The sequence below is a fragment of the Agromyces neolithicus genome (assembly GCF_039529735.1).
In the GTDB taxonomy this organism is placed as follows: domain Bacteria; phylum Actinomycetota; class Actinomycetes; order Actinomycetales; family Microbacteriaceae; genus Agromyces; species Agromyces neolithicus.
Genome location: NZ_BAAANJ010000001.1, coordinates 355,117 through 373,055 on the forward strand (window position 1 = coordinate 355,117; position 17,939 = coordinate 373,055).

The following is a 17,939-nucleotide window of genomic DNA, read 5'->3' on the forward strand; positions in this document are numbered from 1 at the left end:
TGCCGCCTGCCCCCGGCTCACGCCACCGTCACCGGCAGCTGGCGGCGACCGCCCGACGCACTCGCCGCGCCGACACCGGCCACACCGGAGCCGGCCGCACCGACGCCCGCCGCCGCCCCGCCCGTCGCCGTCGAGATGCGCTGCCGCCCGAGCGGTGCCCACGCCTGCACGGCGCAGAACGGCGCGCACTGATGGGCCGCGGTCGTCTCGTTGACGGTCGCGACGTGCACGCAGCACTGGGTGAGCCGCTCCTCGATCATCGTGTTGATGTCCATGAACGGCTTCACGGTGATGCGCTTGACGCGTTCGCCGAGAAACCTGCGCAGGCGCTTGTGCTGCCCCGGCAGGGCCGAGCTCGCGAGCTGGGTGAGCGTGCCGATGCCGAGGTCGCAACCGGTGCAGATGTCCTTCCAGAGCGACCCGATCGACGGATGCGACAGCGACGACTGCTCGCTGAGCAGGTCGAGCAGCGACTGCTTGACGCTGTCTTTCAGGGCCTGGTTGATGTTGCTGTCGGCGATGCGGTTCGCGATGAGGTCGGGGTTGAGGTCGAGGAACTGCTTCAGGCGGTCGTGCCCGACGAGCGCGGTGAGCGAGTTCCACGAGCCCGAGTCGTCCTGCAGCAGGTAGCCGACCGAGCAGCAGTGCGGGTGGCTGCACGGCAGCGCGGTGAGGTCGCGCCAGGTGACCTCGCCGCTGGTCTGCGCCTCGAGCCGGGCGAGCACGCCCGTGTGCGTGAGCCGGTCGTTCGGGTCGATACCGGCCGAGCGGCCCGAGCCGAACACGGGCTGGATCGTCACGCCGCCGACGTACGGCGTCGTCATCGCCCGGCGGATCACCGCGCCGATCTCGCCGTCGTTGACGCCGAGAGCGGCGGTCATGGTGAGGGTCGTGAAGACGCCCGCCTCCGACAGGCGTTCGAGCGCGCGGTCCTTGAAGCGACGGATGTCGGCACCGCGGTGATAGGCGGACGCCTCGGCGCTCTCGCCGTCGAACTGCAGGTACACCTCGACGCGTTCGCGGTGCCGCTTGAGCGTGGCGACGAGGGCGTCGTCCTGCGCGATGCGCAGGCCGTTCGAGTTGAGCAGGATGCGCACGACCGGCCGCGCGACGAGGTGGTCGAGCAGTTGCTCGAGCCACGGGTACAGGGTCGGCTCGCCGCCCGAGAGCATGAGCACGTCGATGCGGTCGTTCTCGCGCGCGAGCTTGGCGTCGACCGAGGCGAGCACCTCGGCGAGCGGCGCGACCGCGGTGGCCGCGGGCCCCGACTCGGCGAAGCACGTCGGGCAGCGCAGGTTGCAGTGGTCGGTGAGGTCCTCGAGCAGGATGCACGTGTGCTGCGTCTGCATCTCGGGCAGGCCGTCTTCGTACGCCGACGGCACTGGCTTGAAGTTGCCGGCCAGGTCGGGGGTGTGCACCTTCGTCGGCGCCGTCCACTCCTCGAGGTAGCTCAGGATCTCGGCCGACTCGTCATAGAGCGTCGACACCAGCCCGTGCTCGGGGCATCCGCGTTCGAGCCAGACGCGGTCGTCGCGGATCGCCAGCCACCCCGAGAGCCTCGCGACCTCGGCGAGCGGTCGGTCGGGATCTTCCGCGTGGCACCGCGGGCAGAACGCGTTCACGTAGCGGTGCACGCGGTAATCGCGCAGGGGCATTCCGGTACCAGCGGCGGTCGGCATGCGCTCACGATAGCGGGCAGGGGCGCTCAGCCACCGCAGGCGCAGCGGGCGTCACGCGGCGGAACGCGCGAGCGGGCGACGGCGCGATTTGCGATGATCGACGGATGACCCGGCTGCCAGCTGCCCTCGTCGGAATCTCGCACGGCACCTCGTCGAGCGAGGGGCGCGCTGCAGTGCGCGCGCTGCACGAGGCCGTCGCGGCGGCGGTCGCCGGGCGTGCAGCGGTGAGCGGTCCCGGCGGCGGGGCCGGCACCGACGACGGCGACCCCGCGCCGGCCGTGCGACTCGGCCACGTCGACGTCGAGCAGCCCGACGTGCAGGCGACGCTCGCCACGCTCGAGCCCGGCGAACCCGCGGTGGTCGTGCCGCTGCTGCTCTCGGCCGGGTACCACGTGCACGTCGACCTCACCGAGGCCGTCGCCGAGGCAGCGGCATCCGGCCGTGCGGTCGTGCTCGCCGGCGCACTCGGACCCGACGACCGGCTCGCCGCCGTGCTCGCGCACCGGCTCGACGAGGCCGGCGTGCGTGACGACGACGTCGTCGTGCTCTCGGTCGCGGGTTCGAGCGACGGGCGCGCGGTGCGCGACTGCCGCGACATGGCCAGGCGTCTCGCGGCGGCCGCCGGTCGCGATATTCGGCTCGGCTTCTTGTCGGCGGCGTCGCCGCTGCTGGTCGACGCGATCGCGCAGGCGAGAGCGGATGTCCCGGGCGCACGCGTCGTCGTCGCGAGCTACCTGCTCGCGCCGGGGTACTTCCAGGATCTCGCCGAGGCGGCCGGCGCCGACGTCGTGAGCGCCCCGCTGCTCGTGCCCGATGCACCGGTGCCGGGCGAACTCGTCGAGATCGTGCTCGACCGCTATGACGCCGCGAGGGCGGAGTCCGGCTGAAGCGCCGTGGAGCGTTCGATCAGCCTGCGGATGAAAGACTGTGAAGGTTCATGCAGATACATATGGGGGAGACCATGACCGACAACGCGCCCGACCTGAGCGGCGACTGGGACCTCGATGCGGCTCACACCCGCGTCGGTTTCTCGGCCAAGCACGCCATGGTGACCAACGTGCGCGGTGCCTTCAACGACGTGAGCGGCAGCCTGCACGTCGACTTCGACGACACGACCAAGTCGAACGCCGAGATCGTGCTCGAGGTCGCCAGCATCGACACCCGCAACACCCAGCGCGACGAACACCTGCGCAGCGCCGACTTCTTCGACGCCGAGAAGTGGCCCGAGATCGTCTTTCGCAGCACCCTGATCGAGGAGGTCGGCGACAACGCCCTCGTGGTGTCGGGCGACCTGACGATTCGCGACGTCACGAAGCCGATCACGATTCCCCTCGAGTTCACCGGCGCGCAGACCGACGCAGCCGGTGCGCTTCGTGCCGGGTTCGAGGGCACGCGGCGCATCAACCGCCGCGACTTCGGCCTCGAGTGGAACATGGCGCTCGACTCGGGCGGCTGGCTCGTCTCAGAGAAGATCACCCTCGAATTCGAGATCTCGGCCGTCAAGCGCGAGACCGCCGCACAGGCCGCCTGACCTTTCAGCGCGCGGCGACGGCCTCGTCGTCTACGGCGGCGAGCGGCGCCACGACCTGAGCGTCGGCACCGGCACCCAGTAGCCGGTTCGCGAGTCCCCGGCGCGCCCGAACATAGGGAGCGTTCGACGCCATCAGCACCGAGCGGCCGTTCGCAGTGTCGAGCAGCGCATTGCATTCGAACGCGAGCTGCGCCGCATCGGTGTCGGCGGTCAGCTCGCCCTGCGCGATCGCGTAGCCGATCGACGCCGTGAGGTAGCCGTCCCAGGCGAGCATGGCCTCGGCGACCGCGTCGTGCACGGGCCCGGCCTTGGCGTCGACGTCGATCTGCGCCGCACCGAAGAAGCAGCCGCCCGGGAACACCCGATCGCGCGAGTAGGCGATCCACGCGTCGAAGAGCGCGACAAGACGGCGGATGCCCCGTGGCTCGACCCGCGCGGGCTCGATCACGGTCTCTTGGAACCGCTCGCGGGCGGCGGCGACCGTGGCGAGCTGTAGGCGCTCTTTCGTGCCGAACAGGGTGGCGATGCCGCTCTTGCTCACCTTCGAGACGGCGGCGAGGCGACCGATGGACAGCCCGTCGAGCCCGTCGACCGAGGCGAGGTCGGCGGCGTTCGCGAGCACGAGGCGCCGTGAGGCGTCGCCGCGAACTCGTCGACCGTCGATTTCAGCCGGTCGTGCATCGATTCCCGCCATGTCTTGTATTTTACGCACGATCGTGCGTATAGTGCGAGTACGACCGTTCGTATTGTTTGATTCACGAGGTTCGAGAACCCCATCCTGAGGAGACACCGATGTCCGCAGCATCCGCCGTCGCAACCGGCATTCGCGTCGCCGGCACGATCTCACCGGCACTCGCCGGCCGCCTCACGTACCCGCTCTTCATGCGGGTCGGCCGACGAACCCCGGTCGCGCCGTCCGACACGGCCACCCATCGCGCCGCGCGCCGGGGCACCGTGCGCATTCCGGGCCTGCGCCGCATGGGCGTCGACGTGGTCACCTACGAGTGGGGCTCGGGCGCCGACACCGTCGTGCTCGCGCACGGCTGGCAGTCGCGCGCGAGCGTCTTCGCACCGCTCGTGCGTGAACTTCGCAGCGAAGGGCTGCGAGTCGTCGCGTTCGACGCGCCCGCGAACGGCGACTCACCAGGCCGCGGCACCTACCTCGTCGACCACCTCGACATCATCACCGAGCTGCAGCAGCGCCACGGCGGCTTCCACGCGATCGTTGGCCACTCGTTCGGCGCCCTCGCCGCCCTCAACGCCGTGCACGACGGCATCGCCGCACGACGGCTCGTCGGCATCGCCGGCGCCGGCGCGCCCGACGTGTTCATCGAGGGCTTCGGCGACATGTTCGGTCTCGACCGGCCCAGCCGCGAGGCGCTCGCGAACCGATTCACGACCCGGCTCTTCCCCGGTGGGCCCGACCCGTTCGAGCGCTACTCGGCGCTGCGGCATGCGCTGCCCGGCGCCACCCCGCTGCTGCTCGTGCACGACCGCGGCGACCGCCGCGTGCCGTTCACGCAGTCCGAGCGCCTCGCCGACGTCAACGCCCCGAGCGCCCGCCTGGTCGCCACCGACGGCCTCGGGCACAATCGCATTCTGCGGGCCGACGTCACGCTCGACGAGGTCACCGCGTTCCTGACGGCGACGGATGTCTCGACCGGCGCGACCCGCGACGCTCAGGCCGCTCGCCTCGCGCGCACGACCGCCTCGTAGAACGCGGCGTGCGCCCGGGTCACGGCGGCATCGTCGAGCAGGCCGGGGGTCGTGGCGGCCGCGGTCGCGAGCCGCACGCGCAGGTCGTCGTCGACGTCGAGTCGTGCGAGCGACGCGGCGAGCGCGTCGACATTGCGCGGCGGCACGAGCAGCCCGTTGACGCCGTCGGCGATCCACTCGGCGGGGCCGCCCTCATCGGCGGCGAGCACGACCCGCCCCGCCGCGAGGTACTGCAGCACGTTCTGGCCGAGGGGTTCGGCACGCGTCGAGGCCTGCACGGCGACGTCCCAGCCGGCGAGCAGGGTGTCGACGTCGTCGACATGGCCGAGCAACTCGACCTGGCCCTCGACGCCGAGCTCGGTCGCCCGTTGCTCGAGGTGCTCGAGGTGGTCTTCGTGGCCGAACGGCGCGTCGCCTGCCAGCTGCAGGCGCACGTCGCGACCCGCGAACACGCGCGCGAAGGCCTCGAGCAGCTGGTGCTGGCCCTTCCACGGGTCGATGCGGGCGAGCATGCCCACCGTCTGGATCGGGCGTCGCACGGGGGCGACCGCAGCGCCGACCTGCAACCCCGACGCGCTCGGGATCACCTCGGCGAGGGCCCCGGGGCGCAGGAACGGCCGTGCCGACTCGAGCGTCGCGCGCGAGTTCGCGATGACGCCGTCGGCGCGCGGCAGCACGACCCGCGCCATGAGCGCGCAGCCCACGCGGCCGAGCGCCTCGTCGTCGACGAGATCACGCAGGTGCACGACGAAGGGAACGCGTGCGGTACGCGCGGCCGCCGCGCCGTAGGCGGCCGCACGAGCCGTGTTGGCGTCGACGAGATCGGCGCCGCGGAACACGCGCGACGCCCGCACCGAGGCAGCCTGCGCGAGCACCCGCGTTCCTGTCGACAGCGCGGCGCCGAGGCCCCCGGCGGACACGCCGGCGGGTTGCCGAACGCCGCCGAGCGCGCGCGGAACGCGAGCCGGCACCGCGTCGTACACGCCGAGCGATCGACCAGGCGTCGCGGCGAGCAGCAGGTACGGCGACCACGACGGGTCGGCGCGCAGCATGCGAAGCAGCGCGAACTCGGCCCCGCCGCCGACGTTGGTGTGGTCGAGGTGCAGCACCCGCAGCGGCCGGCCGCCGTGGGTCATGCCTGGCGCCGCCCACGCGGCCGCGGCTGGTCGGGCGTGTCTGGCGTGTTGGGCGTGCCGGACGTGCCGGCTTTGCCTGCTGTGTCAGGCGTGCCGGGCGTACCGGGCGTACCGGACGTGCCGGCTTTGCCTGCCGTGCCCGACCTGCGTGCCGCGCCCGTCTTGCGTGCGGCGCCCGTCTTGCCGCCGGCGTCGCCGAACGCGAACTCCCCCGCTTCGGCGGCCGCATCGTACGCGTCGGCCTCACCCTGCGGCATGCCGAACAGCGCCTGTGCAAGCCGCGCGAGCGGCGGCACCTGCTGGCGGGCCATCTCGCGGTAGGCCTCGTCGTCTTTGGCCTCGGGGTCGACGATGTCGTCGCCGCCCGACCGATCGCCGGGCACCGCGCGGTTCTCGGCGAGCGCCGCCACCCGCAGTCGCAGCTCGTCGACCGTCTCGGGTGCGGGCATCGGCGGCAGCGTCGCGGCGATGCGGCCCGCCTCGCGCATGGTGAACGTCGAGCGCACCACGCCCGGCACGAGCTCGAGCACGCTGCCGCGCTGCCGCGTCGACGAGACGAGCACCAGGTCTGCGGCTCGGATCATGCCCTCGGTGATCTGCACGGCTCGATGCCCCGACCCGTCGGCCCCGAGCGCTTCGGCGATGACCCGCGCTCGCGGCCCCATGGGCGCGCCGACCGGAGCCCGCAGTCCCGCGCTCGTCACCTCGACGTGCGCTCGCAGAGGCGACGGCAGATACCAGTCGACCCACCGCTCGAGCAGGGCCGCGCCCAGCGCCGAACGATTGACGTTGCCGGTGCACACCACGAGCACCGTGAACGACCCTGCCCCCACTGTGGCCCCCTTACCCGGCACGCTTGACGAACGACCCCGACCGTTGCCGCACGGCTAGGGTTTCTGTGTAAGGAGTCTAGAGGGGGTGTGGTGCGCGTACTCAGGGTCTCGCACAGCGCCGTCGTCGACGAATGGCGCGGCCGCGAGCGCGCGCTCACCGAGCTCGGCGTCGACGTGACGCTGCTGAGCGCCCGCGGGTGGCACGCCGGCGGAACCCCTGTGACGTTGCAGCCACGCCCCGGCGAGCGGGTGGTCGGCGTGCGCACCTTCGGCCGGCACCCCGCGCTGTTCGTCTACGACCCGCGCCCGATCATGCGGACACTGCGCACGTCGTTCGACGTCATCGACCTGCACGAAGAGCCGTTCGCCCTCGCCACGGCCGAGCTGCTGCTGCTTCGCGCGCTGAGCCGGCGCTCGCGCCGCACCCCGGTCGTGCTCTACACCGCGCAGAACCTGCGCAAGCGCTACCCGGTGCCGTTCCGGTGGCTCGAGCGCTGGGCCCTCGGCGAGGCATCCGGAATCTCGGCGTGCAACGCCGACGCCGCCCGCATCGTCGAAGACAAGGGCTTCGCGGGGCGCGCCCGCGTGATTCCGCTCGGTGTCGACGCGCAGCGGTTCACACCATCGGATGTCTCGGGGGCCGAGAACCCCGCCGGTCGAGTAGGCGCGCCAGCACCCCCCGCCGGTCGAGTGGCCGCGCCAGCACCCGCCGCCGGTCGAGTAGGCGCGCCAGCGCCCCCCGCCGGTCGAGTGGCCGCGCCAGCCGCCGGTCGAGTAGGCGCGCCAGCGCCGTATCGAGACCCAGAAACCGCCGAGATCACCGTCGGGTTCCTCGGCCGCCTCGTGCCCGAGAAGGGGGTGCTCGTGCTGCTCGACGCCGTCGCGCGCGAGCCGAAACTTCGGGTGCGCATCGCCGGCTCGGGCCCGCTCGCGACCGAACTCGACCGTCTCGCGGCAGCGCGCGGCATCGGCGACCGGGTCGAGTTCGTCGGCGCCATCGAGCCCGACGACGTCGTGGAGTTCTACCGCACGCTCGACGTGCTCGCCGTGCCGTCGTTGCCGACCCCGTCGTGGACCGAGCAGTTCGGACGCGTCGCCGTCGAGGCGATGGCGTGCGGCGTACCCGTGGTGTCGAGCGATGCGGGCGCCCTGCCCGACGTGGTCGGGGGTGCCGGACTCGTCGTCCCTGCCGGCGATGTCGATGCGCTGAGCGCCGCGCTGCTCGAGGCCGGTGGCGTCGCCGCCGGCGAACTCCGCGTGAGCGGCTTCGCACGAGCCGCGGAATGCACCTGGAACGCCGTCGCCCGCGATTACCTCGACCTCTACCGGTCGGTCGTGCGCGAGGCATCCGACCGCCCTGCCGAACTCGAGGTCGTCGTCGTCGCCTACGGGGCGCCCGCGATGCTGCGGCGCGCGCTCGAGCCCGTGGCGCACCTGCCGGTCACCGTCGTCGACAACTCGTCACTGCCCGAGATCGCGGCGCTGTGCGACGAGCTCGGCGTGCGCTACCTCGACCCGGGGCGCAACGGCGGCTTCGCGGCCGGCGTCAACGTCGCACTCGGCGACCGCCAGCGGCCCGGTGCCGACGTGCTGCTGCTGAATCCCGACGCCGTGATCTCGGCCGACGACATCGCCGTGTTGCACCGGGCGCTGCGCGCCGACACCGCACTTGCCAGCGTGGGGCCCGCACAGGTCGACGAAGACGGGCACGTGGCCCGCGTCGAATGGCCGTTCCCGTCGCCCGGCGCGACATGGCTCGAAGCTGTGGGGCTCGGCCGCGTGCGACGACCCGGCCCCGGCTTCGTGATCGGCTCGGTGCTGCTGCTGCGTGCCGAGGCGCTCGACCAGGTCGGCGGGCTCGACGAACGATTCTTCCTCTATGCCGAAGAGACCGACTGGGCCTACCGGGCGCACCTGCTCGGCTGGCGGCACGCGGCCGTGCCCGAGGCGCGAGCGCTGCACGTCGGCGGCGGCACCAGCGGCGATGCCTCACGCCGCGACGCGCACTTCTTCGCCTCGCAGGAACGGTACCTTCGCAAGCACTTCGGCGCGGTCGGCTGGCAGTCGGCGCGTCTCGGGCAGTGGCTCGGGTCGATGGCCCGGTCGGTGGTGCTGTCCGGCGAGCGCGGTCGTGCCGCCCGTAAGCGGGCGGCGATCTACCGGCTCGGGCCGGTGCGCGTCGAGGGGCGGTTTCGCGCCGCAGCCGATGGAGGGCCGAGATGACCAGGATCGTGCAGATCGTGCCCTACATGGGCCCCGGCACGGGCGTCGCCGGCGTGGCGTTCCACCTTGATCAGCAGTTGCGCGCGCTCGGCGCCGACGTCGAGCGCTTCACGTTCATCGACGCCCAGCGGCGGCGCGGCACCCGCAGGTGGCCGAGGGGCAAGATGTTCGCCCGCATCCGCGGCGGCTGGGACATGGTCTGGTTCAGCACCATCGGCACACGGCGCGCCGGCGAGTTCCTTGCCAACCGGCCGGACGCGATCACGATCACGCACAACAACGTGCTGGTCGGCGACATCTACGTCAATCACGGCCTCCTCCTCGCCTCAATGCGGGCGCGCGGTCGGTCGTTCTGGGGCATCTATCGCAACCCCGTGCACGTGTTCATCTACCTGCGCGACCGCATCCGCTACCGCGGGCGCACGCACCGGGCCGTCGTCTGTCTTTCCGAGTCTGACGCCGCAGACCTGCGCGCCACTTACGGCGCCGTCCGCCCGAAGATCGCGGTCATCCCGAACGGCGTCGACCTCGACCTGTTCCGGCCCCCGACGCCCGACGAACGCGACGCCGCGCGCGCCGAACTGAAGCTCGGAACCGAGGAACGCGTCGCTGTCTTCGTCGGACACGAGTTTTCACGCAAGGGCCTCTCGTTCGCCATCCAGGGGCTGTCGCACGCGCCGAGCGTGCTGCTGCTCGTCATCGGCGGCAACGATGACATCATCGCCGAGGCGCACGCTGAGGCGAAGGAGCATGGCGTCGGCGATCGAGTACTGTTCCTCGGTCCGCGGCGGCCGCCCGTGCCGTTTCTGCACGCCTCCGACTTCTTCGTGCTGCCGAGCGCTTATGAGGCGAACGCCCTCGTCGTGCTCGAGGCGCTCGCCGCCGGACTGCCGGCGATCGTCACGCCCGTCGGCTTCGCGCCCGAGGCGGTCGTCGACGGCGTGAACGGATTCCTCGTCGAGCGCGACGCCCGTGCCGTCGGCGAGCGCATGGAGCAGCTCGCGAACCTCGACGACGCCGAGCTCGCCGCGTGGAGTCGCCGTGCCCGCGAGTCGGTCGAGTCCTACGGATGGCGCGGCATCGCGCAGCGCTACCTCGAACTTGCCGAGCAACTGCAGGCCGAGCGGGAACGCGGTGTTCCGGGGCATCCGGTCGCAAAGGCGGGCGGATGACGCACATCGTGCAGATCGCGCCGTCGATCGCTCGCGGCAGCGGCGTCGCCGGGGTGGCCTACGCGCTCGAGCGCGAGTTCGTCGCGGCTGGAGCGACCGTCGAGCGATTCACGGCCGCTGACGCGGGCAGAAAGCGCGCGCGTGAGCCGCGCACAGCACTGGGTGCCCGAATTGCACATGCCAGCGACGTGATCTGGTTCAGCACCGTCGGCACCGTGCGTGCACGACGTTTCCTGGCAGGGCGACCAGATGCCGTGTCGATCTGTCACAACGACGCGATGGCCGGCGACATCTACGTCAATCATGGGTTGCTCGACGTCGCGATGCGTGCCCGTGGCATGTACGCGTGGCGGATGATCCGCAATCCCCTCCACCTGTTCACCGCTATACGCGACCGTGTCAGGTACCGCGGATCCACTCACCGCGCCGTGGTCACACTCACGACCACGGAAGCCGATTTGCTCCGGGCGACATACGGCCGAGTGGGCGCCCCCATGCATGTGATTCCGAACGGTGTCGATCTCGATCGATTCCGACCGGCATCCGACGAGGAACGCGATCGCGCTCGCGCGGAATTCGGTCTCGACGGACGCGAACTGGGTGTCCTCTTCATCGGGCACGAATTCGAGCGCAAGGGGCTCCCGCTCGCAATGAAGGCGATCCGCACCGTCCCGACGGCAAAGCTGCTGGTGCTCGGCGGCACGGCGGACATGATCCGACGGGGCAGAGCCCAGGCGACAGAGCTCGGCCTTGCCGACCGCGTGCGATTCATCGGTAGTCGACCTGATCCCCAACCCCTCTTCCATGCGTCCGACGTGTTCGTTCTGCCGAGTGCCTACGAGTCCTACGGGCTGGTCGTCACGGAAGCGCTCGCCAGCGGTGTTCCCGTCGTGTCAACCCCCGTTGGCATCGCGCCAGACGTGATTCGCGACGGCGTGAACGGGTATCTCGTCTCTCCTGACCCGAGTGCCATCGCAGAACGGCTTTCCCGACTCGCCTTTCAGGCCGCCCGACGCGAGATGGCGAGCAGGGCTCGCGAGAGCGTCGCCGATCATACGTGGCGCAATGCTGCTGAGGGCTACCTCGCACTCATCGATTCCATAGCTGAGGAGCGGGCGATGGGGGCGGACAGACTGAGCATCTTGCATGCCATCCGCTCCGACGGCTTCTCGGGTGTCGAGCAGTTCGTGCTGCGTCTCGCGCTCGCGCAGGCCGCCGACGGGCATCGCGTCGCGGTGGTCGGCGGTGCCACCGACCGGATGCGGCCCGTGCTCGCCGAGGCGGGCATCGCCTATGTGCCGGCGGCACGCACGATCGAGGTCACGCGCGCCGTACGCCAGCTCGCCCGCGAGTTCGACGTCGTGAACACGCACATGACCGCAGCCGACATCGGCACCGCGGCGGCGCTCTGGTTCACCCGCCGGTCGCGCCGCCCGGCCGTCGTTGCGACGCGGCACTTCGCGAAGCCGCGCGGAAAGGTCGGCCCGGTGCCGATCGGCCTCTTCGTGCGCCGCCGCATCGACGCGCAGATCTCGATCAGCCGCGCCGTCGCTGACGCCGTCGACGGCCGCAGCACCGTCGTGCACTCGGGCATCGAGAACCGCCCGTTGCGCGACGTCTCGCTGCGCGAACGCGTCGTGCTCATGGCCCAGCGGCTCCAGCCCGAGAAGGCCACCGACATGGGGATCCGCGCCTTCGCGGCATCCGGCCTCGCCGACGACGGCTGGACCCTCGAGATCGCCGGCGTCGGCCCTGAGCGCGAGGCGTTGGAGGCGCTGGTCGATGAGCTCGGCATCGGGGCCGCCACCCGCTTTCTCGGGTATCGTTCCGACCTGCCGCAGCTCATGGATCGCGCCGGCCTGCTGATCGCCCCATGCCCGGTCGAGGGACTCGGACTCACCCTGCTCGAGGCGATGGCCGGCGGGCTCCCCGTCGTTGCCGCCGGCGCCGCCGGGCATCTCGACGTGCTCACCGGGCGCGACCAGCGCGCGATGTTCCCGCCGGGCGATGCGGGCGCGGCCGCGCACAACCTGCGCTCGCTCGCAGGCGACGAACCCGGCCGCAACGCGCTCTCGCTCGCGGCGCGAACGCGCCAGCAGGCCATGTTCTCGCTGCCCGCACAGGCAGCCGCTACGGAGGTCGTATACCGGAGTGCGCGATGACCGATCTCGTGGTGATCTCGCTCGAGGCGTGGGACGAGGTGTGGCGCCGCAACCAGCACCTGGTCGCGGGTCTGTTGCGAACGGATGCCGCGTTGCGCGTGCTCTTCGTCGAGCCTCCGGCCGATCCCACCCACGACCTGCGATCGGGGCGACGCCCGTCGTTCGCGCGGGGGGTGCGGGAGGTTCCGGATGTCGCGCCCGGGCGCCTGTTCACGGTGCGCCCCGTGAAGTGGATGCCCCGCCGGTTCGACCCGCGTGCTGACGAGCGGCTCGCGCGCGCCGTGATGCGGGTCGCCGACTCGATCGGCATGCGACATCCGCTGCTCTGGATCAACGACCCCGGCGCGGTCGCGCTCGCCGAGCTCTCGGGCTGGCCGACTCTCTACGACATCACCGACGACTGGCTGTCAGCCGACCGGGCGGACACGGAGCTGCGGCGGATCTCGGCCAACGAGGCGCGCCTGTTCGAGCTCGCCCGCGAGGTGGTCGTGTGCTCGCCCGAACTCGTGCGCCGCAAGGCCACCGCGACCCGGCCGGTGACCCTCATCCCGAACGCCGTCGATGTCGACGCCTACCGCCGCCCCACGCCGCGGCCGGCCGATCTGCCCGTCGCCCCGGTGGCGCTCTACCTCGGCACGGTGCACCCCGACCGCATCGACGTCGACCTCTGCAAGGCGACCGCACGCGCCCTCGGCTCGTCGGGAACACTGGTACTCGTCGGACCGAACCTACTCGGCGACGCCGCCTCTGAGCGCCTGCGCCGGGCGGGCGCGCAACTACTCGGCCCCCGCCCGCGCGACGCCGTGATCGGCTACCTGCAGCACGCCGACGTGCTCGTGGTGCCGCACGTCGGGACCGAGTTCACCGACAGCCTCGACCCCATCAAGCTCTACGAATACCAGGCCGTCGGCCGGCCGGTGGTGTCGACCCCGGTTGCGGGATTCCGGGACGCGGATGACCCGCGCATCACGATCGCCTCAGGCGACGCGTTCGCGGCGGCGGTCGCGGCGGCAGTGCCGGCGCCGTCGCGCTTTCCGGCGGGTGCCGACGGCGCCGTGGCCGACTGGAGCGATCGCGTCGCCGCGATGGCCGAGGTCGTGCGGCGGCTCGACGCCGCGCACGTGTAGGTGCCGATCTTCAGAGTTCCTCGAGCACCTGGCGCAGATTCGACCACGCCCACGACCAATCGTGTGCGACCGCGTGCGCCCGGGCGCGTTCTGACATCCGCTGCCTCGCCTCAGGGTTGTCGGCGAGCGAGGCGATCGCCTCTGCGAGAGCCGCCGGGTCGTCTGGATCAACGAGTACGCCGGCCGCCCCAACGACGTCGGGCAGCCCGCCCACGCGACTCGCGATCACCGGGAGGCCGCTGGCGAGCCCCTCGGCGGCGGTGAGTCCGCTCGGCTCGGCCCAGCGAGACGGCGCCACGAGCAGATCGGCACTTCGAAGCAGGGCGGGCAGCGCGGCCCGGTCGACGAAGGGTTCGAAGCTGATGACGGCACCAGATGCTGCCGTTGCCTCATCGGCAAGCTCGCGCAACTCGTGTTCATAAGGCGACAACGGGGCATCGCGGGCGAAGCCCTGGCTGCCGACCAGCAAGTACTCGAGGTCAGGACGCCCGAGGTGCTCGACCGCGCGGATCAGGACATCGGGGCCTTTCTCGGCAACCATCCGGCCCACGAACACGACGCGCAGTTGGGCATCGCGCGTGGAGGATGCCGCACCCTCATCAGTCGTAGCAGGCGTGAACCGCTCGCAGTCGATGCCGTTGCGCACGACCCGAACCCGCTCGGCGAGTCGGCCGGGGAGCACGGCCCGTGTGCGCTCGGCCAGCGAGTCGCTGACGCAGACGATCGCCGCAACGCTGTCGAGCACCCTCCCGGCCTCTTGCCGCGTGTAGGTGCGCAGCAGATCGTTGTGCGCATACAGCACGACTCGATGCTCGGTATCACGCAGCAGCCAGGGAAGCACGGGGGCGTTGTGCGCGAGCACGAAGCTGGGCTCTCGCGTGCGGATCGCGTCAGCGACGGGCTCGTAGTAGCGTGCCACCGCGGTGCGCGGGAGTCCGACGCGGCCGCGGGCGAGGTCCATCGCCCGGTCGCGTCTCGTGGGGCCCCGTGCTCCCGCGTACTCGATGACCGCCGCACTGTCGTATCGTGGCCGCATCGTCGAGCGGTCGAGTACCACTGCGTGACGGAACACCGCTCCATCGCGCGTCGCCGCTGCAGCGAGCCCGTCGACCACGGTCGGGATGGCCGAGCCGGTGCGCGGCGAGAAGTGGTCGCCCGGGGTGATCGCATGGAGGATGTCGATCACGAGTTCCCATCGGGCTGACGCACGGAGCTTATGCTAGCCCGTCGCCCGTTCCGAAATGCAGAAACCCGGTAGACCACGACCGTCTACCGGGTTTCTGGCGCCTGAGATCTCTCAGGCAACGATGCTATTGATGCAGGTTCGCTCGGTGGCCGAGAACACATTCTCCTCGCAGGTGTTTCCCTGAATCGGGGGCAGCCCATCCGCCGTCGCCGACGCCGTGTCAGGGACCCCTTCAACGGTGTACTGCACGATCAGGGCGCCGTTCTCGCTGGTGGCGGCGTTCTCGGTGACGAGCGCCACGTTCGACAACGTGGTGTTCGCCGGAATGACAAACGTGTTGGTGCCGAGCAGCGTACAGGTGTTGAGATCAATGATGCCGACATCGCCGAGGTCGCTTGTGCCCAAGTCCATGTCGGTGATCGTCACTGTGACCTGCGCGTTCGTCGTGTTCTGGATGCTGGCCCTGAACGCGTAGCCCTTGAACGTGTCCTGCGAGTTTCCGGGGAGCTTGCAGCCGAGGCCCGAAAGCTCGATGACGCCGGGTGACGCCGCGTATGCAGGCGTCGGAACGGCGAGGGCGACCACGGGTACGGACCAGGCCATCGCCTTCGTGACCGTACGGCGGCTGACACCGGGCTTCTGTTCTTCAAGGTCACTCATTGGGTGGGGCCTTCCTATGCTGTAGCGATGACCGCAGGCTGGGTTCAGACAACTCAAGTTTCTCAGGCAACTCTAAAGGTTACATGCCGCATCCGTCGAGTGCCAGTCTCACCCTCGTTCGGGGGGAGTTTCATTTGCGGACGAGAATCCGCGTGTCGACCATGCCTTGCACGGCATCGGCTATGACGCCGGTGACGTCAACACCTGCGGGCGCTTCAGGAAGCTGTCGCATCGCGATCTCGCGCAACTCCAGTTCGGTGAGCCCATCGGCAGCGAGCCACAGGATCGGACCGACGCCAGCGAGGACGACTACTTGACCCATCACCTGCACGATCAGCGCGTCATCCACAGTCAGAGCATCGACATACGACGCTCGCCAGTACACGCCGGACTCCTCGGCACCTGAAGGGTTCGACTGCGTCGCAACGTCGTCCGAGAAGCAGCCGCAGTCGCGTTCGGACAGCTTCGGGATGTCAATGAGCATCGGCGCACCGTGTTCGATCGTGCGAAGCACATCATCGATGAGCGAGGGCAGGGACGACGCCTCGGCGTAGACGACCCTTCGCACCCCGCCGGTCGTAAGGATCGTGTCGAGAAGCGTGCGGAGCGGGTGCTCGAGTGCCGAGAGGTGGCTCGTCTGCGGAGCGAGTGCAGACAACGCCTCGATGATCGGCACCGACTCCACGAACGGATCGTCGACGCCTGGGCGGCGGTCGAGTAACACAAGCGCCGCCAGACGCAGGTCATGGGTCGGCGCCGTGCGGAGCCCGAGCGTCGACGCCGGCTCCGTGGCCTTCACGCCCGGGCGCTTCCTGATCGAGAGCGGCTTGGGGTAAGCGACAACCGAACCGTCGACCCGCACCGCGAGGGTTTCGTCGGTCACATAGCCGTAGGCGCGGCCGAGCGCTTGAACGGCAGTGGTCTTGCCACGGCCGGAGGGGCCTACGAATCCCACGACCCGCCCGTCATCGAGGGCCACTGCGCTTGCGTGAAGCATGAGCGCCTCGCCACGCAACCCGCCTATGGCGCGGATCGTGATCTCCGATGTGATGCGCTGGGCGAGCCCCTCTGGTGAGTCCGCCCGCACCGGGAAGGAACCGTCGAATGCGGGCGAGAGGTCACCCAGGCCGGCGCGGATTACCCGATCAGGCTCACCATCTTCGTGGTGGGCGAGGTCGACCCAATGCGCCTTGATCGACTCCTGTTCGGCGGAGTTCAACGAGTCGTCGAGTTCGATGCGCACCGTGCTCGCCAGCGCGCGCACGTCGAAGGCTGTTGGCATACCACGGAGCCTACCCGCCCGCATGCCGCTTCTTACCCGACTGGGAGCCAAAGGCTGTGCCGGTACGTGCTCACCCCGGGTCGGGTTCTACGCTGGGAGTCCGACGAGCTGCTGCAGCCGGCCCGTTCGGCCATCAGATCACGTCGGAGGTGAGCACTATCGGGCTTGGTTCAGAGCACCCACGACTGACCATCGCGACGATGGCGACCGAGAACCCGATGGGTGCTCAGGTGTATCAGGAACAGGTTGCACGGAGGGCCTCCGGCGGGCTGCAGTCTGTGGATGATCGCGCATGGCAGGTTCGCCGTCTCGTCGTGCGTTCCCTCCGCTCTCCGCTGCCGGGTAACCGGCGCCTTCCGGTCGGGTGGGCCTCGTCGGCCTCGCCCGCAGCTCGACGGGCGGTCGGAAGGCTGCTGTACGGGCGCGACACGGTGACGCACCGGATGAACCTCGAACTCCCTCCGGCACCCGGTGCCGACGTGATCACTCTTCACGATGTTGTTGCCTGGCGCTTTCCCGACGAGTCAGCACCTGTGCCGGCGGCGATCGAGGAAGCACGGCGGGCTGCGGCGGTGATCTGCGTTTCCGAGTTCAGTGCACGCGAGGCGGTGGAGCTGCTCGGAATCTCCGACCCACACATCGTGTACAACGGGGTCGAGGATCGCTTCTTCGACGCGGAGCCCCTGCCACGTGGCATCCGCCGGTCGTATGGAATACCCGACGAGTACGTACTGCACGCCGGCGGCGCATCCCGCCGTAAGAATCTCGAGGCACTGGCCGAGGCCTGGCCGCTCGTGCATCGAGAACGACCCGGCCTCAGTCTTGTTCTCGCCGGCCCTGCGCATCGACGACGCACGGAGCTCTTCGACGGGATGCCGGGCGTGGTGCTGGCGGGGCGTCTGCCCGACGAGACCATGCCCGGTGTCGTCGCATCCGCCAGCGCCGTCGTGGTTCCCTCGCTGTACGAGGGGTTCGGCCTGCCCGCGCTCGAGGCGATGGCGGCGAACGTGCCGGTCGTCGCGGCGGCGACGAGTTCGCTGCCCGAAGTGCTGGGTGACACCGGCATCCTCGTCGACCCGACGGGCGTCGGCATTGCGGCCGGCCTGCTCGATGCGACCCGTGCCGATGCGGCCGGCGGGCTCATCGGTGCAGCGCGCGAACGAGCGAGCCGCTTCACGTGGGAACGCTGCGCCGAAGAACACGCCCGCGTCTGGTCGTCGGTGGCCTGACCG

Annotated in this window: 15 protein-coding genes; 8 read left to right on the forward strand and 7 right to left on the reverse strand. The window is 70.6% G+C overall.

What is annotated here, in order from left to right:
- Positions 1–17: 17 nt before the first annotated feature.
- Positions 18–1,679 (reverse strand): radical SAM protein, encoded by a 1,662-nt coding sequence (locus ABD164_RS01710; RefSeq protein ID WP_344292769.1) that lies wholly within the window; start codon positions 1,677–1,679, stop codon positions 18–20.
- A gap of 104 nt (positions 1,680–1,783) precedes the next feature.
- On the opposite strand from ABD164_RS01710, the gene ABD164_RS01715 reads away from it, so the two are divergent.
- Positions 1,784–2,566, forward strand: a complete 783-nt coding sequence (locus tag ABD164_RS01715; protein WP_344292771.1) for a sirohydrochlorin chelatase — start codon at positions 1,784–1,786, stop codon at positions 2,564–2,566.
- A gap of 74 nt (positions 2,567–2,640) precedes the next feature.
- Entirely contained in the window at positions 2,641–3,210 is a 570-nt protein-coding gene (locus ABD164_RS01720) for a YceI family protein (RefSeq protein ID WP_344292773.1), read from the forward strand.
- A gap of 4 nt (positions 3,211–3,214) precedes the next feature.
- On the opposite strand, the gene ABD164_RS01725 is transcribed toward ABD164_RS01720, so the two are convergent.
- Complete coding sequence (locus ABD164_RS01725; protein WP_344292775.1) at positions 3,215–3,904, reverse strand: TetR/AcrR family transcriptional regulator; 690 nt, start codon at positions 3,902–3,904, stop codon at positions 3,215–3,217.
- 98 nt (positions 3,905–4,002) lie between these two features.
- Here ABD164_RS01725 and ABD164_RS01730 point away from each other — a divergent pair, with 98 nt between their 5' ends.
- The gene (locus ABD164_RS01730) at positions 4,003–4,926 is read left to right on the forward strand and encodes an alpha/beta hydrolase family protein (protein WP_344292777.1); all 924 of its coding nucleotides are present in this window, start codon (positions 4,003–4,005) and stop codon (positions 4,924–4,926) included.
- On the opposite strand, the gene ABD164_RS01735 is transcribed toward ABD164_RS01730, so the two are convergent.
- The gene (locus ABD164_RS01735) at positions 4,890–6,062 is read right to left on the reverse strand and encodes a glycosyltransferase (protein WP_344292780.1); all 1,173 of its coding nucleotides are present in this window, start codon (positions 6,060–6,062) and stop codon (positions 4,890–4,892) included. The genes ABD164_RS01730 and ABD164_RS01735 overlap by 37 nt on opposite strands.
- Positions 6,059–6,895 (reverse strand): arsenate reductase/protein-tyrosine-phosphatase family protein, encoded by an 837-nt coding sequence (locus ABD164_RS01740; RefSeq protein ID WP_344292782.1) that lies wholly within the window; start codon positions 6,893–6,895, stop codon positions 6,059–6,061. The genes ABD164_RS01735 and ABD164_RS01740 overlap by 4 nt, the downstream gene beginning before the upstream one ends.
- A 90-nt stretch (positions 6,896–6,985) precedes the next feature.
- Between ABD164_RS01740 and ABD164_RS01745 the strand changes: the two genes are divergently transcribed.
- From ABD164_RS01745 to ABD164_RS01760, 4 genes are read left to right on the forward strand one after another with little or no spacing between them, the layout of a single operon-like run.
- Positions 6,986–9,118 carry a glycosyltransferase gene (locus tag ABD164_RS01745; protein ID WP_344292784.1) on the forward strand — a complete coding sequence of 711 codons (2,133 nt, stop codon included), beginning with the start codon at positions 6,986–6,988 and terminating at the stop codon, positions 9,116–9,118.
- Positions 9,115–10,290 (forward strand): glycosyltransferase family 4 protein, encoded by a 1,176-nt coding sequence (locus ABD164_RS01750; RefSeq protein WP_344292786.1) that lies wholly within the window; start codon positions 9,115–9,117, stop codon positions 10,288–10,290. Before ABD164_RS01745 ends, ABD164_RS01750 begins: the two co-directional genes overlap by 4 nt.
- Positions 10,287–12,452, forward strand: a complete 2,166-nt coding sequence (locus ABD164_RS01755; protein WP_344292787.1) for a glycosyltransferase family 4 protein — start codon at positions 10,287–10,289, stop codon at positions 12,450–12,452. The genes ABD164_RS01750 and ABD164_RS01755 overlap by 4 nt, the downstream gene beginning before the upstream one ends.
- Positions 12,449–13,579: a glycosyltransferase gene (locus ABD164_RS01760; RefSeq protein ID WP_344292788.1), complete on the forward strand. Its 1,131-nt coding sequence runs from the start codon at positions 12,449–12,451 to the stop codon at positions 13,577–13,579. The genes ABD164_RS01755 and ABD164_RS01760 overlap by 4 nt, the downstream gene beginning before the upstream one ends.
- 10 nt (positions 13,580–13,589) lie before the next feature.
- Here ABD164_RS01760 and ABD164_RS01765 read toward each other — a convergent pair whose 3' ends face one another.
- The 3 genes from ABD164_RS01765 to ABD164_RS01775 all read right to left on the reverse strand — a co-directional run bounded on the left by ABD164_RS01765 (position 13,590) and on the right by ABD164_RS01775 (position 16,689).
- Positions 13,590–14,765 carry a glycosyltransferase family 4 protein gene (locus ABD164_RS01765; RefSeq protein ID WP_344292790.1) on the reverse strand — a complete coding sequence of 392 codons (1,176 nt, stop codon included), beginning with the start codon at positions 14,763–14,765 and terminating at the stop codon, positions 13,590–13,592.
- Positions 14,766–14,876: 111 nt separating this feature from the next.
- Positions 14,877–15,425, reverse strand: a complete 549-nt coding sequence (locus ABD164_RS01770; protein WP_344292792.1) for a hypothetical protein — start codon at positions 15,423–15,425, stop codon at positions 14,877–14,879.
- Between the two features lie 130 nt (positions 15,426–15,555).
- Entirely contained in the window at positions 15,556–16,689 is a 1,134-nt protein-coding gene (locus ABD164_RS01775) for an ATP-binding cassette domain-containing protein (RefSeq protein WP_344292794.1), read from the reverse strand.
- A 461-nt stretch (positions 16,690–17,150) separates the two neighbouring features.
- Between ABD164_RS01775 and ABD164_RS01780 the strand changes: the two genes are divergently transcribed.
- Positions 17,151–17,936 (forward strand): glycosyltransferase, encoded by a 786-nt coding sequence (locus ABD164_RS01780; protein WP_344292796.1) that lies wholly within the window; start codon positions 17,151–17,153, stop codon positions 17,934–17,936.
- Positions 17,937–17,939: the final 3 nt, after the last annotated feature.

What these genes read in the sequence shown, in the direction of transcription:
- ABD164_RS01780 (WP_344292796.1), top strand. Translation starts at nt 17,151, where the DNA reads ATGAACCTCGAACTCCCTCCGGCACCCGGTGCCGACGTGATCACTCTT.
- ABD164_RS01730 (WP_344292777.1), top strand. Translation starts at nt 4,003, where the DNA reads ATGTCCGCAGCATCCGCCGTCGCAACCGGCATTCGCGTCGCCGGCACG.
- ABD164_RS01770 (WP_344292792.1), bottom strand. Translation starts at nt 15,425, where the DNA reads ATGAGTGACCTTGAAGAACAGAAGCCCGGTGTCAGCCGCCGTACGGTC.
- ABD164_RS01735 (WP_344292780.1), bottom strand. Translation starts at nt 6,062, where the DNA reads ATGACCCACGGCGGCCGGCCGCTGCGGGTGCTGCACCTCGACCACACC.
- ABD164_RS01715 (WP_344292771.1), top strand. Translation starts at nt 1,784, where the DNA reads ATGACCCGGCTGCCAGCTGCCCTCGTCGGAATCTCGCACGGCACCTCG.
- ABD164_RS01710 (WP_344292769.1), bottom strand. Translation starts at nt 1,679, where the DNA reads ATGCCGACCGCCGCTGGTACCGGAATGCCCCTGCGCGATTACCGCGTG.
- ABD164_RS01750 (WP_344292786.1), top strand. Translation starts at nt 9,115, where the DNA reads ATGACCAGGATCGTGCAGATCGTGCCCTACATGGGCCCCGGCACGGGC.
- ABD164_RS01720 (WP_344292773.1), top strand. Translation starts at nt 2,641, where the DNA reads ATGACCGACAACGCGCCCGACCTGAGCGGCGACTGGGACCTCGATGCG.
- ABD164_RS01725 (WP_344292775.1), bottom strand. Translation starts at nt 3,904, where the DNA reads ATGGCGGGAATCGATGCACGACCGGCTGAAATCGACGGTCGACGAGTT.
- ABD164_RS01755 (WP_344292787.1), top strand. Translation starts at nt 10,287, where the DNA reads ATGACGCACATCGTGCAGATCGCGCCGTCGATCGCTCGCGGCAGCGGC.
- ABD164_RS01760 (WP_344292788.1), top strand. Translation starts at nt 12,449, where the DNA reads ATGACCGATCTCGTGGTGATCTCGCTCGAGGCGTGGGACGAGGTGTGG.